This window comes from Streptomyces sp. 1222.5 (genome assembly GCF_900105245.1).
Classification (GTDB): Bacteria; Actinomycetota; Actinomycetes; order Streptomycetales; family Streptomycetaceae; genus Streptomyces; species Streptomyces albidocamelliae.
In genome coordinates, this window is the sequence record NZ_FNSZ01000001.1 from 2,733,853 (window position 1) to 2,749,614 (window position 15,762).

17 protein-coding genes are annotated in these 15,762 nt (G+C 71.8%); 2 read left to right on the forward strand and 15 right to left on the reverse strand.

Translation table 11 applies throughout. The annotated features are described in order from the left end of the window. Positions 1-86 precede the first annotated feature (86 nt). Positions 87-1,010 carry a non-homologous end joining protein Ku gene (locus BLW57_RS12120; RefSeq protein ID WP_093474322.1) on the forward strand — a complete coding sequence of 308 codons (924 nt, stop codon included), beginning with the start codon at positions 87-89 and terminating at the stop codon, positions 1,008-1,010. A gap of 340 nt (positions 1,011-1,350) precedes the next feature. On the opposite strand, the gene BLW57_RS12125 is transcribed toward BLW57_RS12120, so the two are convergent. The 7 genes from BLW57_RS12125 to rpsB all read right to left on the reverse strand — a co-directional run bounded on the left by BLW57_RS12125 (position 1,351) and on the right by rpsB (position 8,043). Beyond that, positions 1,351-1,539: a hypothetical protein gene (locus BLW57_RS12125; RefSeq protein ID WP_093474324.1), complete on the reverse strand. Its 189-nt coding sequence runs from the start codon at positions 1,537-1,539 to the stop codon at positions 1,351-1,353. 86 nt (positions 1,540-1,625) lie between these two features. After that, complete coding sequence (locus BLW57_RS12130) at positions 1,626-2,852, reverse strand: cytochrome P450 (RefSeq protein ID WP_093474325.1); 1,227 nt, start codon at positions 2,850-2,852, stop codon at positions 1,626-1,628. Positions 2,853-3,306: 454 nt separating this feature from the next. After that, positions 3,307-4,440: a phosphatidate cytidylyltransferase gene (locus BLW57_RS12135; protein WP_093474327.1), complete on the reverse strand. Its 1,134-nt coding sequence runs from the start codon at positions 4,438-4,440 to the stop codon at positions 3,307-3,309. Next, a complete protein-coding gene (gene frr / locus BLW57_RS12140) occupies positions 4,440-4,997 on the reverse strand; it encodes a ribosome recycling factor (protein WP_073890041.1) in 558 nt (185 codons plus the stop codon). Before frr ends, BLW57_RS12135 begins: the two co-directional genes overlap by 1 nt. Before the next feature lie 184 nt (positions 4,998-5,181). Beyond that, the gene (gene pyrH / locus BLW57_RS12145) at positions 5,182-5,940 is read right to left on the reverse strand and encodes a UMP kinase (RefSeq protein ID WP_093474328.1); all 759 of its coding nucleotides are present in this window, start codon (positions 5,938-5,940) and stop codon (positions 5,182-5,184) included. A 203-nt stretch (positions 5,941-6,143) separates the two neighbouring features. Beyond that, entirely contained in the window at positions 6,144-6,980 is an 837-nt protein-coding gene (gene tsf, locus BLW57_RS12150; RefSeq protein WP_093480668.1) for a translation elongation factor Ts, read from the reverse strand. 151 nt (positions 6,981-7,131) lie between these two features. Next, positions 7,132-8,043, reverse strand: coding sequence for a 30S ribosomal protein S2 (rpsB, locus tag BLW57_RS12155; RefSeq protein WP_093474330.1), 912 nt, complete (start codon positions 8,041-8,043; stop codon positions 7,132-7,134). A 274-nt stretch (positions 8,044-8,317) separates the two neighbouring features. Here rpsB and BLW57_RS12160 point away from each other — a divergent pair, with 274 nt between their 5' ends. Beyond that, a complete protein-coding gene (locus tag BLW57_RS12160) occupies positions 8,318-8,953 on the forward strand; it encodes a M23 family metallopeptidase (protein ID WP_093474331.1) in 636 nt (211 codons plus the stop codon). Between the two features lie 102 nt (positions 8,954-9,055). Here the strand turns inward: BLW57_RS12160 and BLW57_RS12165 are convergent, their stop codons facing one another. The 8 genes from BLW57_RS12165 to lepB form a co-directional block, all read right to left on the reverse strand. Beyond that, positions 9,056-9,613, reverse strand: a complete 558-nt coding sequence (locus BLW57_RS12165; RefSeq protein ID WP_093474333.1) for a TetR/AcrR family transcriptional regulator — start codon at positions 9,611-9,613, stop codon at positions 9,056-9,058. Positions 9,614-9,697: 84 nt separating this feature from the next. Beyond that, a complete protein-coding gene (whiG, locus tag BLW57_RS12170; protein ID WP_093474334.1) occupies positions 9,698-10,540 on the reverse strand; it encodes an RNA polymerase sigma factor WhiG in 843 nt (280 codons plus the stop codon). A gap of 321 nt (positions 10,541-10,861) precedes the next feature. Further along, positions 10,862-12,022: a DNA-processing protein DprA gene (gene dprA / locus BLW57_RS12175; RefSeq protein WP_093474336.1), complete on the reverse strand. Its 1,161-nt coding sequence runs from the start codon at positions 12,020-12,022 to the stop codon at positions 10,862-10,864. Next, positions 12,019-13,644 (reverse strand): YifB family Mg chelatase-like AAA ATPase, encoded by a 1,626-nt coding sequence (locus BLW57_RS12180; protein ID WP_093474337.1) that lies wholly within the window; start codon positions 13,642-13,644, stop codon positions 12,019-12,021. The genes dprA and BLW57_RS12180 overlap by 4 nt, the downstream gene beginning before the upstream one ends. Before the next feature lies 1 nt (position 13,645). Beyond that, positions 13,646-14,011, reverse strand: coding sequence for a YraN family protein (locus tag BLW57_RS12185; protein ID WP_176985557.1), 366 nt, complete (start codon positions 14,009-14,011; stop codon positions 13,646-13,648). 88 nt (positions 14,012-14,099) lie between these two features. Beyond that, entirely contained in the window at positions 14,100-14,408 is a 309-nt protein-coding gene (locus tag BLW57_RS12190; protein WP_003965949.1) for a DUF2469 domain-containing protein, read from the reverse strand. Positions 14,409-14,464: 56 nt separating this feature from the next. Next, on the reverse strand, positions 14,465-14,986 hold the full coding sequence (locus BLW57_RS12195) for an NUDIX hydrolase (protein WP_093474340.1): 522 nt from the start codon (positions 14,984-14,986) through the stop codon (positions 14,465-14,467). Beyond that, the gene (gene lepB / locus BLW57_RS12200) at positions 14,976-15,758 is read right to left on the reverse strand and encodes a signal peptidase I (protein WP_093474342.1); all 783 of its coding nucleotides are present in this window, start codon (positions 15,756-15,758) and stop codon (positions 14,976-14,978) included. Before lepB ends, BLW57_RS12195 begins: the two co-directional genes overlap by 11 nt. Positions 15,759-15,762: the final 4 nt, after the last annotated feature.

Sequence of the window (15,762 nt, forward strand, 5' to 3'; positions counted from 1 at the left end):
GGGCCAGAGCGTGGCGTAGGCCCGCGTGCGGTGCGGCTGGGGCGCTCATAGGCTGACGGTGCTCGGGGCGACTGCGGAGGTTGGTCATGCCCCGAACCATCTGGTCAGGCGCCATCTCGTTCGGCCTGGTCACCGTGCCGATCAACGTGGTCGGCGCCACGGAGGACCACAGCATCCACTTCCACCAGTACCACTTGGAGGACATGGGCCGGGTGCGCTACCGCAAGGTGTGCGAGCTGGAGGACCGCGAGGTCCCGCAGGACGAGATCGGCAAGGGCTACGAGGTGACCAGGACACAGGTCGTCCCGATCACGGACGAGGACCTGAGCAATCTGCCGCTGCCCACGGCGAAGGCCATCGAGATCGACGCGTTCGTTCCCCTCGCGTCGATCGATCCGATCCGGATCTCCGACGGGTACTACCTCCAGCCGGCGGGCCAGGTCGCCGCCAAGCCGTACAAGCTGCTGGTGCAGGCCCTCAGCCGCTCGAGCAAGGTCGCCGTCGCGAAGTACGCGTGGAGCGGCAGGGAGCGGCTGGGCCTGCTGCGGGTACGCGACGGCGTTCTCGTGCTGCACGCGATGCGCTGGCCGGACGAGATCCGCGATCCCACCGAGCTGCTCCCCGCTCCGGTCGAGATCACCGACGAGGAGATCGAGGGCGCCCTCGCGCTCATGGACACCATGACCGCCGACTCCCTCGAAGGACCCGAGTTCCAGGACCAGTACACGGAGGCCGTCGCGCGGATCATCGAGGCGAAGCGCGGGAACAAGCCGCTCCCGGAGGCACCCGAACCGGAGGAGCCGGCGCAGGTGCTCGACCTGATGGCCGCACTGAACGCGTCCGTGCAGCAGGCGAAGAGGTCCCGGGGCGAGGGAGCGGGCCCGGCGGAGGTCCACGAACTGCCCCCACCGAAGAAGAGGGCGCCCGCCAAGAAGCAGCCGGCCAAGAAGGCCACGGCGAAGAAGACGACCACGAAGAAGGCACCGGGCAGGAAACCGCGCAGTGCCTAGTCGTCCGGCGGAGCCGACCGGCCGACTGACGTGATCGTGGGTGCGTACCCTCCGTCCGCCGGCTCGGGCCTGCTGACCGCCCGGGCCGGCGCGTGCGTTGCGCCGAGATACCTGCGGCCCGACCGGGTCCGGCTCGCGGCGCATGCGCCGGGCGACACCACGTACGACCGGCTCCGGCCCGTCGTACCGGCGGCGCCCCCGGTCGAGCGCACCCGGCCCGTCCCGGCGACGGGGTTCTTCGGAGCTGCCGCGGCGGCGGAAGACGCCATGCTCGTCCGGCTCGACCGACGGGGAGCCGAGCCCGGCGGCGCGGGCCGGGGCCCGCCCACGCCGTGGCCCCTCAGTCGTCGCCGGAGCTGTTGTTGCGGCCCCGGCTCCGGTTCTTCGTGGAGGTGCTGACGACTTCGGCGGCCACGAGGGTCACCTTCGCCACGACGCGGGCCCAGCGTGGGCCGCCTCGCTCCGCCCACACCACGCAGACGCATCCGCCGATGACGAGCGCCAGGACGCCGAGCAGCACAACGATCATTTCTCCCCCACCTGTGCGGTCAGGCCGCGGTCATGCCGGAAGCCTTGGTCGTTCCGGCAGACGCCGCACGTGCGCGATCGGTTCCCTCACCAGGTCACGGGCAGGGTCCGTGGACCGCGGATCAGGCCCTGGCGCTGGAACTCGACCTCCTCGGGGGGCACGGCCAGCCGGATCGCCGGGAAGCGGGTGAGTACGGAGCCGATCATCACCTCGGCCTCCATGCGGGCCATGATGGCGGCCAGGCAGTGGTGCGGGCCGTGGCCGAAGGCCAGATGGGCGGCGGTCTCGCGGTCGAAGTCCAGGCTGTCGGGGTCGGCGAACACGTCCGGGTCCCGGTTGGCGGAGACATACGCGTTGTAGACCACGTCGCCGGCCCGGACCAGCTGGCCGCCCACCTCCACGTCCTCGGTGGCGACCCTGGGGATGCCGACGCCGTTGCGGTGCGGGACGTAGCGGAACAGTTCGTCCACGGCCCGGGGCAGCAGTTCCGGCTCACGGCGCAGCCGGTCCATGTGCCCGGGGTGGGTGAGCAGCGCGTACATCATCGAGCCGCTGTTGTTGCGGACCGCGTGACCGCCGCTGACCTGGATCGCGGTGGCCAGGGAGATCGCCTCGTCGTCGGTGATCTCGCCGGAGGCCGCGGCCTGCGCCAGCACGCCGGCCAGGTCCTCGCGGGGATCCTCGCGGCGTTGCTGGAGCAGTTCGACGATGCGGGCCCGGGTGGCCTTCGCGGCCTCGGCGGCACGTTCCTTGGACTCGACACCCGCCGACAGCAGCGCCTCGCCCGTCTGCGCCCAGCGGTGCCAGTCCTTCTCGTCGACGCCGAGGAAGTCACGGATCACGGCGATCGGGAACGGCCCGTGCAGGTGCTCCATCAGGTCGGCCGGTGCGCCGGCGCGTTCCATCGCGTCCAGCAGTTCGGCGGCCCGGTGCTCGGCCAGCGGCCGCAGCCGCTGCATGCTCCTGCCGGTGAACGCACGCGCGACGACCCGGCGCAGCCGGTTGTGCCGGGGCGGGTCGATGTACTGCAGTCCCGCCGTCTGCGAAGCCACCGGCACGGGGCGCATGGTGGTGACATCGCGGCCGACGACCTCTTCCCGGGAGAAGCGCGGGTCGGAGGTGACGAAGCGGACGTCCTCGTAGCGGGTGACCAGCCAGGCGTACCCGTCGCCGTGCGGCAGCCTGATCCGGGTGACCGGTTCCTCGCGCAACACCTCGTCCAGGAAGGGGTCGGGGTCCAGCGCGGGCAGATCGTCGACGGGCCAGAACCTCACCGGCGGCGGAGGCGGGGCCGGAGCGGGGTCGAGGGGCATCGGGCACACTCCCTGCGGCGGGGCTGCGGCGGCGGACACACCGCCCTGCCAGGGAGTCTGCCGCGCACCGGCTCCGGGCGCCGACTTGTACTGCGGCATCCGGGTGCCGCCGGCTCCGCCCCGGGGAACCCTCCGGTACGGCGACGCCCCGAAGCCCCCGGCAACGGCGAGGAGCCCCGGCGCCCGAAGCCCCTGGCAACGTGGACGAGGCTCCTCCCGGCCCGCGGTACGGCGACGGCCCCGGAACGGTAGGGCGACGGGCCGCCCCGTACTCGTTGGTGCGCCGTCGAGCCCCGAGGCTCCTGAATCCGGTGGCGGGCGCCCGAAGCCCGGAGTGCGGCAGCGGATCACACGGCGGCCGACCAGCGGGGCCCCGGACACGACAACGGGCCACCGCCCTGTTCTGGACGGGGGCCCGGAAGCCGTACGACGTGCGGGTCGGCTGCCTGCGTGCTCAGGCGGAACCGACGAAGAGGACCAGCAGCAGCCACACCACGGGCGCGGTCGGCAGCAGGGAGTCCAGCCGGTCCATGATGCCGCCGTGGCCGGGGAGCAGGGTGCCCATGTCCTTGATGCCCAGGTAACGCTTGATCATGGACTCGCCCAGGTCACCCAGGGTGGCACTGGCCGCGACCGCGAGCCCCAGCAGCAGGCCCTGCCACCAGGTGCCGTCGTCGATCAGGAACTGCATGCACAGCGCGCCCGCGACCATGGCGAAGGTCACCGCGCCGAGCAGCCCCTCGCGGGTCTTGCCGGGGCTGATGCGCGGGGCGAGCTTGTGCTTGCCGAAACGCCAGCCGACCGCGTACGCGCCCGTGTCGCTGACGACCGTCAGCAGCAAGAAGGTGAGGACCCGCCAGGGGCCGTCGTCGGCGGTGAGCATCATCGCGACGAAGGTGGCCAGGAACGGCACGTAGAACGCGGCGAAGACGCCGGCCGTGACGTCCTTGAGGTAGCCCTCCGGTGGTTCGGTCATGCGCCAGACCAGAACCGCGAGGGCGGTCAGGGCCATGGCGACCCACGCCCCCTCGGCACCGCGCACATAGCCGGCGACCACCATCGCCGCACCACCGACCGCGAGCGGCACGAGCGGCGCCTTGATGCCCTTGCGCTCCTGCAGTCTGCTGGTCAGCTCCCACAGACCGACGACGACGGCGATCGCCACGACACCGACGAACACGGCCTTGACGACGAACAGGGACGCGACGATCACCACACCGAGCCCGACGCCGACGCCTATGGCCGCGCTCAGGTCACGGCCCGCGCTCTTCTTCTGCGGCGCTGGCGCCGGCTGCGGGGCGTCGGGCATGGGCTCCGGATTCTGGGTCTCGGCCGGGACGGGCCGGTCCTGGAAGGTCTCGTCTCGGAACAAGGGACCGCCCAGCCGAGCGGCCCCCCGGTCGTCGTCCTGGGCCCCGCCGAACGCGGGGGCCTCGGGCACGATGGGCATGGGGCGAGTCTGGTGCGCCTCAGGCGCATCGTACGGGGGACCCGCCGGGGCGGCCCCCTGGACAGGTCCACCGTCGGTGGACCCCCAGTACCCGGCCTGCCCCGCGTACGACGGTGCCCCCCAGGAAGAGTCGCTCATCAGACTTCGAGCAGCTCCGATTCCTTGTGCTTGAGGAGCTCGTCCACCTGGGCGACGTACTTCGCCGTCAGGTCGTCGAGTTCCTTCTCCGCACGGCGGCCCTCGTCCTCGCCGACCTCGCCGTCCTTGATCAGCTTGTCGATGGCGTCCTTGGCCTTGCGGCGCACGGAGCGGATGGAGACCTTCGCGTCCTCACCCTTGCCCTTGGCGACCTTGATGTACTCGCGGCGGCGCTCCTCGGTCAGCTCGGGGAACACCACTCGGATGATGTTGCCGTCGTTGCTGGGGTTGACGCCCAGGTCGGAGTCGCGGATCGCCTGCTCGATGTTGCGCAGCGCGCTCTTGTCGAACGGGGTCACGACCGCCATGCGCGGCTCCGGCACGGAGAACGAGGCCAGCTGGTTGATCGGCGTCGGGGCGCCGTAGTAGTCGGCCACGATCTTGTTGAACATCGCCGGGTGCGCACGGCCGGTGCGGATCGCGGCGAAGTCCTCCTTGGCGACCACGACGGCCTTCTCCATCTTCTCCTCGGCCTCGAGGAGGGTCTCTTCGATCACCACTTGCTCCTGCGTGTCTTGAGTAAGGCCCGGCCGCGGTTCCGCGATCGGAGCGGCGGCCGGCTGCGTCGCGTCTTCTTCCTGCACGGTTCCCGACCGGCAGGACATTGTCCATCCCCCGGCCAGGGTGCGTCCCGTCCGTCCCTCGGACAGGTGGCGCTCCCGGGTGGCGGGGTCGTGCCGGTCAGTCCCGGCCGCCCTGCTCACCCACCAGCGTGCCGATCTTCTCACCCTTGACGGCGCGGGCGATATTGCCCTCCGCAAGAAGCTCGAACACGAGGATCGGGAGCTTGTTGTCGCGGCACAGGGTGATGGCCGTGGCGTCGGCGACCTTGAGGTCCCGGGTGATGACCTCGCCGTAGCCGAGGGCGTCGAACTTGACGGCGTCGGGGTTGGTCTTGGGGTCGGAGTCGTAGACCCCGTCCACGCCGTTCTTGCCCATGAGCAGCGCCTCGGCGTCGATCTCCAGGGCGCGCTGGGCGGCGGTGGTGTCGGTGGAGAAGTACGGCATGCCCATGCCGGCGCCGAAGATGACCACGCGGCCCTTCTCCAGGTGGCGCACGGCGCGCAGCGGGATGTACGGCTCGGCGACCTGCCCCATGGTGATGGCGGTCTGCACCCGGCTGTCGATGCCCTCCTTCTCCAGGAAGTCCTGGAGGGCGAGGCAGTTCATCACGGTGCCGAGCATGCCCATGTAGTCGGAGCGCGCACGGTCCATGCCGCGCTGCTGGAGTTCGGCGCCGCGGAAGAAGTTGCCGCCGCCGATGACGACCGCGACCTCCGCTCCGTCGCGGACGACGGCGGCGATCTCGCGGGCGATCTTGTGCACCACGTCGGGGTCGACGCCCAGGCCCCCGCCACCGGAGAAGGCCTCTCCGGACAGCTTCAGCAGAAACCGGCCGCGTACTTTGCCGTCGTCGCTCTTCTGGGCCTTCGTGGTCATGGAGATCCCGCCTCTTTCACGTGTTGCACATACGAAGAAGGCCATTGCCGATGGGTTCGCTTTTCGCTCCCATGCGCGGCAATGGCCTCCTCGTCAGATCTGCTGCCGTCCGCCGCACGCCCGGGTGTGGCGGTGTGCGCGGACGACTGCTGTCGACCCTATCGGGATTTCTCCGTGGGTCGCGCGTCGATCGCGGTACGGACTCAGATGCCGACCTTGATGCGCGAGAAGCGCTTCAGGGTGACACCGGCCTCGTCCAGAACCTTCTGGACCGACTTCTTGTTGTCGAGCGCGTACGGCTGGCCGAGCAGCGTGGCGTCCTTGAAGAAGCCGTTGACACGACCCTCGACGATCTTGGCGATCGCGGCCTCGGGCTTGCCCTCGGCGCGGGTGGTCTCCTCGGCGACGCGGCGCTCGGTCTCGACGACCTCGGCCGGCACGTCCTCCTTGGAGAGGTACTTCGGCGCGAAGGCGGCGATGTGCTGGGCGATGCCCTTGGCGACCTCGGCGTTGGGCTTGTCGAGCTCGACCAGGACACCGATCTGCGGGGGCAGGTCGGGCATGGTGCGGTGCATGTAGGCCAGGACGTAGCCGTCGGAGAACTGCGCGAAGCGGTCCAGGACGATCTTCTCGCCGAGGTTGGCGTTGGCCTCGTCCACGAACGCCTGGACGGTCTTGCCGGCCTCGATCTCGGAGGCGAGGAGCGCCTCGAGGTCGGCCGGGTTCGTCTTGGCGACGTGCTCGGCGATGGCCTGGGCCACGGCCTGGAACTTCTCGCCCTTGGCGACGAAGTCCGTCTCGCACTTCAGCTCGACGAGGACGCCGGAGGAGTTGTCGTCGGCGATGATGGAGACCACGGCGCCGTTCTCGGCGGAGCGGCCCTCGCGCTTGGCGACGCCCTTCTGGCCCTTGATGCGCAGCGCCTCGACGGCCTTGTCGACGTTGCCCTCGGCCTCGTCCAGCGCCTTCTTGCAGTCCATCATGCCGGCGCCCGTGAGCTCACGGAGCTTCTTGACGTCGGCGGCGGTGTAGTTCGCCATGAGTCTGTGAGTCTTTCTCGAAGTCTGGGAGATCTTCAGGTCCGCACGGTCCGGGATCCACAGGGAGCCGCGGATCCCGTACACGGTGCCGTCCTACGGGTGAACAGCGGGGGCGGACTTCATGTCACCGCCCCCGCCGTCAACGCTGACGTCAGGCCTGCTCGCCCTCGGCGGCCTTCTCGCCCTCGGCCGGAGCGGCCTCGGCGGCGGGGGCAGCCTCGGTGGCCTCGGCGGCCGGAGCAGCCTCAGCGGCCGGAGCAGCCTCGGCGGCCGGAGCCTCGTCCTTCTTCTCGCCCTCGAGCAGGTCGCGCTCCCACTCGGCCAGCGGCTCGGCGGCGGCGGCCTTCTCGCCCTTGTCGCCGGTGGCGACGCGGGAGCGGGAGATGAGACCCTCGGCGACGGCGTCGGCGATCACGCGGGTGAGCAGGGTGACGGAGCGGATCGCGTCGTCGTTGCCCGGGATCTTGTAGTCGACCTCGTCGGGGTCGCAGTTGGTGTCGAGGATCGCGACGACCGGGATGTTGAGCTTCCGGGCCTCACCGACCGCGATGTGCTCCTTCTTGGTGTCCACGATCCAGACGGCGCTGGGAACCTTGGACATCTCGCGGATACCGCCGAGGGTCTTCTCCAGCTTGGCCTTCTCGCGCGAGAGCACGAGAAGCTCCTTCTTGGTCAGACCGGAGGCCGCGACGTCCTCGAAGTCGATCTGCTCGAGCTCCTTGAGGCGCTGCAGACGCTTGTAGACGGTCGAGAAGTTGGTGAGCATGCCGCCCAGCCAACGCTGGTTGACGAAGGGCATGCCGACGCGGGTGGCCTGCTCCGCGATGGCCTCCTGCGCCTGCTTCTTCGTGCCGACGAACATGACCGTGCCGCCGTGGGCGACGGTCTCCTTGACGAACTCGTAGGCGCGGTCGATGTACGACAGCGACTGGAGCAGGTCGATGATGTAGATGCCGTTGCGCTCGGTGAAGATGAAGCGCTTCATCTTCGGGTTCCAGCGACGGGTCTGGTGACCGAAGTGGACGCCGCTCTCCAGCAGCTCCCGCATCGTGACGACGGCCATGGCCGTATCTCCTTGAATTTCTCGGTTGTGCCGCGTCCGCCGGACGGCGGCCGCGCCTGACGCCCGCGATGCGCCGTGCCGCGAAGGACCGAGAGGCGCTTGGTACGAACCCTTGCCGGGTGCCGTACCGGGGCGTGCGAAGTCGACCCGGTGACCCGGATCGCCAGAAGAAGTGTACGGGACCGGGAAGGCGCCGGGTGACGCCGCTCTCCACAAGCGGGGGGTTCTCCACAGGCTCCGGACATGATCGGCGCCGTGCGGGACGGTGAGCCGCATGCGACGAGCGATGCGATGGGTCCTGATGGGGGCGGCTGTGCTGCTGAGCCCGGCCGTGGGCGCCCTCACCCCTCCGGCCCGGGCGGACCCCCCGGTGCCGGGGCCGTCTTCCGCCCCCGCGGACCCGGTGCCGGCCGTGGGCCGCGCCTGGCCGGTGGGCGTGCGCCCCTCGGTGCTGCGGGGCTGGGAGCCCCCGGCGACGGTGTACGGCGCCGGCCACCGCGGCGTCGACCTGGCGGCGCCGGCCGGTTCGGCGGTGCGCGCGGTCGCGGCGGGCCGGGTGTCCTTCGCGGGCCGGGTGGCCGGCCGGGGCGTGGTTGCCGTGGAGCTGGCCGGAACGGATCTCCGCACCACGTACGAGCCGGTGACCGCGGCGGTGCGGAAGGGGGACGAGGTGGTGGCGGGCGGCGTGGTGGGGACGGTCCAGGCGGGAGGCTCGCACTGCGGACCGGCGACCTGCGTGCACTGGGGCCTGCTGCGGGGCGAGACCTACCTGGACCCGCTCTCCCTGCTGCCGCCCTGGCTGCTGGCGAGGGGGCCGTCGAGGCTGCTCCCGGTACCGCCGGGGCAGCCACCGCCGGGTCTCCGGCCTGTAGCGCGGCAGTGTCTCCGGTGGCGCGGGGAACCGTGCTGACCGCCGCCCACGGCCCGCCACACGAACCGACTCGGGGCGGCACGGGGGCGCGGCGGCACCAGGTCGGCGCCGGCCGGCGGAATCCGCCGCCGCCCGGCCGCCTCAGCCCCGTACGCCCCGCAGGGCCATGGCCACGGCGGCGTCGGTGATGACGGTGGGGTCCTCGGCCGCGCCGAGTTCGATGCGGCGGACCGCCGCGTCCACGACGCCCTGGAGCAGCATCGCCGCCAGCCGGGGCTGCGCGTGGCCCATCTCCCCGAGCGCCTCGACGATCATCGCGACCAGGCCGCCGTGGGCCGCCCGGATCTTCTCGCGGGCCCCCGCGTCCAGCTCGCTCGCGGAGATCGCGACGACCGCCCGGTGGCGCCGGTCCCCGACCAGCGCCAGCTGCTGCCGTACGTACGCCTCGACCTTGCCCTCGGGTGAGTCCACCCGCTCCATGGCGGAGGCCACCTCCGCCGCCCACAGCGGGAAGTCGGCCTCGCACAGCTCCTCGACCACGGCCGCGCGCGACCGGAAGTACTCGTAGACGGACGACCGCGCCAGCCCCGTCCGCTCGGCCAGCGCGGGAAAGGTCAGCGCCTCCGTCCCGCCCTCGGACAGCAGGGACCGAGCCGCGTCCAGCAGGGCGGCTCGCTGCATCGACCGGTGCTCGGCCACGGAGGCCGCTCGAATCCTTGGCACGGCACCACTTTACGGACGCGCCCGGGACAACGGGAGCCGACGCAGCGTGGCCGGGACGAGTCAGCGCCCGAAGCTCGCGAGCTTCGCCCGCAGCTGCAGCACCGACTTGGTGTGGATCTGGCTGACCCGGCTCTCGGTGACGCCGAGCACATTGCCGATCTCGGCGAGGGTGAGTCCCTCGTAGTAGTACAGCGTGACGACGGTCTTCTCCCGCTCGGGCAGTGTGTTGATCGCCCGCGCGAGGAACCGCCGCAGCTCCCGGTCCTCGGCCACCTCCACCGGGTTGTCGGCGGCGGTGTCCTCGAGGGTGTCCATCAGGCTGAGCCGGTCCCCGCCCTCGCCGCCGACGTGCAGCAGCTCCTCCAGGGCGACCACGTTGGCCAGCGACAACTGGCTGAAAACTGCGTGGAGTTCGTCGACCTCCATGCCCAGCTCGTCGGCGACCTCGATCTCGGACGGGGTGCGGCGCAGCCGGGCCTCCAGGGTGGCGTAGGCACGCTCGACGTTGCGCGCCTTCTGCCGGACCGAACGGGGGATCCAGTCCAGCGCCCGCAGCTCGTCGATCATCGCGCCGCGGATCCGGGTGATCGCGTACGTCTCGAACTTGATCTCCCGGTCGATGTCGAACTTCTCGATCGCGTCGATCAGCCCGAACACGCCGGAGGACACGAAGTCCGCCTGCTCCACGTTGGGCGGCAGCCCCACGCTCACCCGGCCGGCCACGTACTTGACCAGCGGCGAGTAGTGCAGGATCAGCTGCTCACGCAGCCGGTCGTCCCCCGTCGCCTTGTACGACCGCCACAGTTCGTCGAGCGTCGAGGGAGCGGGCGGCCGCACGCTGCCACCGTCGCGGGCGGCTGGGGGGATCGCCGCCCGGTCGGACCCGGAGGTGTGCTGGGGCATTCGTCGCCTTGTGCCGTTCTGCCGTGAAGTGCCGTGAAGTGCCGTTAAGTGGGCCGGTACGGGTTCGTTCGGGTGAAGTGGGCTGCCTGGGTGAGCTGTCGGTCTGGTGTCGCGTTGGCGCAGTCTGTGTCGACCCTTCGTGAGCGTAGCGTGACTGAGGTGTCGCGGTGTGCGAACACCGGGGCACCACTCGTGCGCGGGGCTCCTCGGCCGCCCCCGTGACCCCGCCGCCGGGCTCGCTCTGCGTGACCGGCCGGGGTCGCCAACTCCGCGCATTCGCAAGGGCGTCGGGGATTCCCCCGGACGGCCGAACCTCGTCGGTCAACACGGTCGGTGACCGTCCCGGAGCGAGATCATCGCCTGGCGTGTCAACTTCCAGCCATCGCCGTGTCGTTCGACGTAGCCAAGTGCTCGGAGTTCGTACAGTCTCGCGATCGCCTCGTCCCTGGTGGTCCGCGCGCCGAGCGCGATCTCGTCGGTGGGGGCCGCCCGGTCGCCGGGCAGGGCGGCGAGGACGGCGCGGGCGGCCGGTTCCAGCAGGTCGCGCGGCAGCACCGGGCCGCGCCGCGGCGGTGCCAGCTCTCCCATGTCGCCGACGAGTTCCACCACTTCCGCCGCGTCGGTGACCAGGGCGGCCTCACCTCGCAGCAGTTCGTGCACACCGGCCGAGAGGGCGCTGGTGACCGGGCCGGGCACGCCCATGGTGAAGCGGCCGAGCCGCTGGGCGGCCCGCGCGGTGGCCAGTGACCCGCTGCGGCAGGCGGCCTCGACGACGACGGTTCCCCTGGTCAGCGCGGCGATGACCCGGTTGCGGAGGATGAACCGGCTCGGTGTCGGGTGGTCGCCCGGCGGCAACTCGCCGACGACGAGTCCCTGTTCCGCGATCCTGTCGATCAGCGCGGCGTGGCCGCGGGGGTAGGACCGGTCGACACCGCAGGCGAGGACGGCGACAGTGGCTCCGCGGGCGGCGAGGGCACCGCGGTGGGCGGCACCGTCGATGCCGTAGGCGCCGCCGGACACGACGACCCACCCCCGCTCGGCCAGCCCCGCGGCGAGCGTGGCCGCCGCATGGGTGCCGTACTCGGTGCAGGCCCGGGCCCCCACCACGGCGACGGATCTGAGCGCCCACATCCGCAGGCCGGCGCGGCCGCGCACCCACAGCCCGACGGGCCGCGCGTCCGCGAGGTCGTCGAGCTGCCCGGGCCACTCGGCGTCCCCGGGGCACACGAACCGCGCCCCGGCGGCCCGGGCCGTCGCGAGATCCCGCTCCGGCTCGGCCCGCCTGGCCCGCGCGACAAGCCCGGCCCAGCGTGTCGCACTCATCCCGGGCAGCGGTTCCTCGCCCTTGCGGAGCCGCCGCACCACCGCCCGCACGCCGAACTCGCGCACCCACCGCCCGACGGTCTCGTCCCCCGGCTCGGCCACCCGGCAGAGGAACACCCTGCCGAGCCGGTCGCCGTCGGAGTCCTCTTCCGCGGTCACGTCAGCGCCCCGATGGCCATCGGCACCCCTCGGGGCACGCCGGTGCGCAGTTGCAGGGCGAGCGCCACGTCGGTGGCGTCCGGGCGTTCGTGCCCGACGAGGTCGGCGACCGTCCAGGCGACACGCAGCACCCGGTCGATCCCCCGGGCGGTGAGCACGCCCCGCTCCAGGTTGCGTTCCGCCTCGTCCATGGCGCCGGTGACGGCCTGGTACCGGCCGCGCAGCTCCCGGCCGGGGACCTCGCTGTTGGTGCGCCAGGGGGTTTTGGCGAGGCGGGCGGCGGCCCGCTCACGGGCCTGGCGCACCCGGGCGGCGACGGTCGCGGTGGACTCGCCCCGGGCGCCGGGCACGGTGAGCTGGGCCCGGCTGACGGGATCCACCTCCACCCGCAGGTCCACCCGGTCCAGCAGCGGGCCGGACAGCCTGGACTGGTAGCGGCGGATCGCCGACGGGGGGCACTCGCACAGCGAGTCGCGCTGCGAGAAGCGTCCGCACGGGCACGGGTTGGCGGCCAGGACCATGAGGAAGCGCGCCGGGAAGCGGACCACGCCGGCGCTGCGGGCGATCACCACGTGTCCCGACTCCAGGGGCTGCCGCAGGGCGTCGAGGGTCTGGCCGTGGAACTCGGGTGCCTCGTCCAGGAAGAGCACGCCGCGATGGGCGAGGGACACGGCCCCGGGGCGCGCGATGCCGGGTCCGCCGCCGACGAGGGACTGCATCGTCGCCGAGTGGTGCGGGGCGCAGTAGGGCGCGACGTCGATGAGGGGCTTGCCCGGCGGCAGCAGTCCGGCCACCGAGTGCACGGCGGTGACCTCCAGCGACTCCTCCCTGGTGAGCCGGGGAAGCACGGCGGGCAGGCGCTCGGCGAGCATGGTCTTGCCCGCACCGGGCGGGCCTTCCAGGAACAGGTGGTGTCCGCCGGCGGCGGCGACCTCCACCGCCGTGCGGGCGGAGGTCTGGCCCACGACGTCGGCCAGGTCGTGATCGTGGTCGTGCTGTGCGGCGCCGAGGCTGTGCATACCGGTGGCGGCGCCGGTGCCGGGCACGCGCAGTCCGGCCAGGAGGGGGTCGGGCCGCCCCTGCTCGTCGGGCTGCTCCTCGGGGACGGGCTCGTCGGTCAGCACGGCGATCAGCTGGCGCAGGCTGCGCACCCCCAGCACCGACACACCGGGGACCAGCGAGGCCTCGGCGGCGGCGCACTCCGGCACGACGACCTGCTCGTAGCCCGCGTCGGCCGCGGCTAGGACGGCCGGCAGGATGCCCCGGACCGGTCGCACGCGGCCGTCCAGGCCCAGTTCGCCGATCATGACGATGTCGGCGAGGACCCGGGGGTCGATCCGTTCGGCGGCGCCGAGCACGGCGCAGGCGACGGCCAGGTCGAAGCCGGAACCGGCCTTGGGCACCGACGCCGGGCTGAGTCCGACGGTGAGCTTCTTCTGCGGCCACTCGCCGCCCGAGTTCACCACCGCCGCCCGGACCCGGTCGCGGCTCTCCGTCAGGCTCTTGTCCGGCAGGCCGACCAGGGTGAAGGCGGCGACGCCGGGTTCGAGGTCGGCCTGGACCTCGACGACGACCCCTTCGACTCCGACCAGGGCCACCGAGCACGTACGGGCGAATCCCATCTCAGGCCACCCCCCGAGCGTGCTCGACGAGCGGGGCGCCCCGGCGGGGCAGGAGCACGCCGATCAGGTCGATGCGGACGCCGCCCGGCGGTGCTCCGCCGTGGGCGTGGATCCAGCGTTCGGCCAGGCCCCGGAGCCGTTCGGCCTTCCGCGGGGTGACCGCGGCCATCGGATGCTCGTAGGAACCGCTCCTGCGGGTCTTCACCTCGCAGATGACGAGCGCGTCGCCGTCCCGCGCCACGATGTCGATCTCGCCGGATCTGCCCGAGCGCCAGTTGCGCTCCAGGACCGTCATCCCGGACCGGACCAGCCGCCGCGCGGCCAGGTCCTCGCCGTATTTGCCGAGTGCACTGCGTGCCCTGCTCATGTCGGCACCACCTCCGGCACCAACGGTCACGCAGCGGGCCCACCCGTGTTGATCTTGGTGGACGGCTCAGCGGTTGTGGAAAACCCCGTCACCCGCCCGGAAGCTCCAGGTCGCTCTTGTTCAGCTCCTCGATGTTCACGTCCTTGAACGTGAGGACGCGGACCTGCTTGACGAAGCGTGCCGGCCGGTACATGTCCCAGACCCAGGCGTCGGCCATGGACACCTCGAAGAACACCTCACCCTGGACCGAGTGCACCTGCATCTCGTAGTCGTTGGTGAGGTAGAAGCGCCGCTCGGTCTCGATCACGTATTTGAACAGACCGACGACGTCTCGGTACTCCCGGTAGAGCTTCAGCTCCATCTCGGTCTCGTACTTCTCGAGGTCCTCGGCGCTCATGGCATGTTCCCCTTCAGCCGTGCGATCCCCCCATTGTGCGCCAGTCCCGGGAGCCCTCAGACGATTTCCGTGTCGAGGGTCACGGGCCTGGCCGGGGGACCTTCGTCGAGCAGCCGCTGCAGCAGCCCGGCGAGTCTGGTCGGATACACCGTCTCATGTGCCCGGGTCAGTTCCCGACACGTCCACCAGCGCGCTCCGGCGACACTGCGCCGCTCCAGCTCCGTCAGCCCCGTCGCCACGCCGACCGTCTGGGTCGTACGGGCCAGGTAGTACCACTCGTCCTGGTCCCAGCGGCGTCCCGCGAAGGGGAAGGAGCACCGCCTGCGCCACAGCACGGGACCGAGTTCCACATCGGTGATGCCGGTCTCCTCGGCGAGTTCCCGCAGCGCGGCCTCCTCGCGCGTCTCGGCGCCCTCCAGACCGCCGCCGGGGGTGAACCACCAGTCGTCGGCCGGATCGTCCGGCTCGTGACCGTGCAGCAGCAGGATGCGGTCCGCGGGGTCGAGGAGGACAACCCGGGCGACCTTGCGCAGCCCTCCCTCGCGGGAGTCGTCCGCCGGCGTGGTCTCAGCGGGCACCGACGGGCTCCGGGCCGGTGCGGGCGCGGGAGCGGCCCAGGCGCTTGGCGATCGGGCCGTACGCGCCGCCGCCGAGGACCAGGACGGCTCCGGCGACGATCATCAGCTCGATGGTGCGCAGCGGACCGGGCCGGGAGAGGGCGCCGAGCGACTCGAAGCCGGTGGGGCTCTTGAGCGAACCCTTCCAGGGCCACACGACGGCTTCCACGCGGGCGGAGACGGCGTCGCGGGAGACGGTGCCCTTGGCGGTGTCGGTGAGGTGCGCGCTGGAGTCCAATGAGCCCTGGCGCTCGTCGCCGAGGAGGAAGAGCCGGCCCTTCGGGACGGTGACGGTCGGGATGTTCTTGATCTCGGCCAGGCTGCCCTCGGGCAGGTAGGGCTCGTCTACCTGCTTGCCGTTGACGGTCAGCTTGCCGTCGGTGCAGCAGGAGACGGTGTCACCGCCGACGGCTACGACACGCTTGACCACCTTCGCGTTGGTGACCCAGCTCTTGTCCTCGAAGACGACGACGTCACCGCGCCGCACCTCGTCGCCGTCGACCCGCTGGGCGAGCACCCGGTCACCGGCGTCGATGGTGGGGGTCATGGAGCTGGTCGGCACGGTGTACGGGCGGTAGGTGACCGCCGCCCACGCGAATCCGCCGAGGAACAGCACCAGGCCGAGCGCCACGGCCAGCCCGGACAGTCTCTGCCCGATTCTGCCGCCGCCGGCCCGTGCCGTGCCTGTGCCGCCGCCGTGCGGGGCCGTACGCGTCGTGCTCTCGCCACCCATGGAC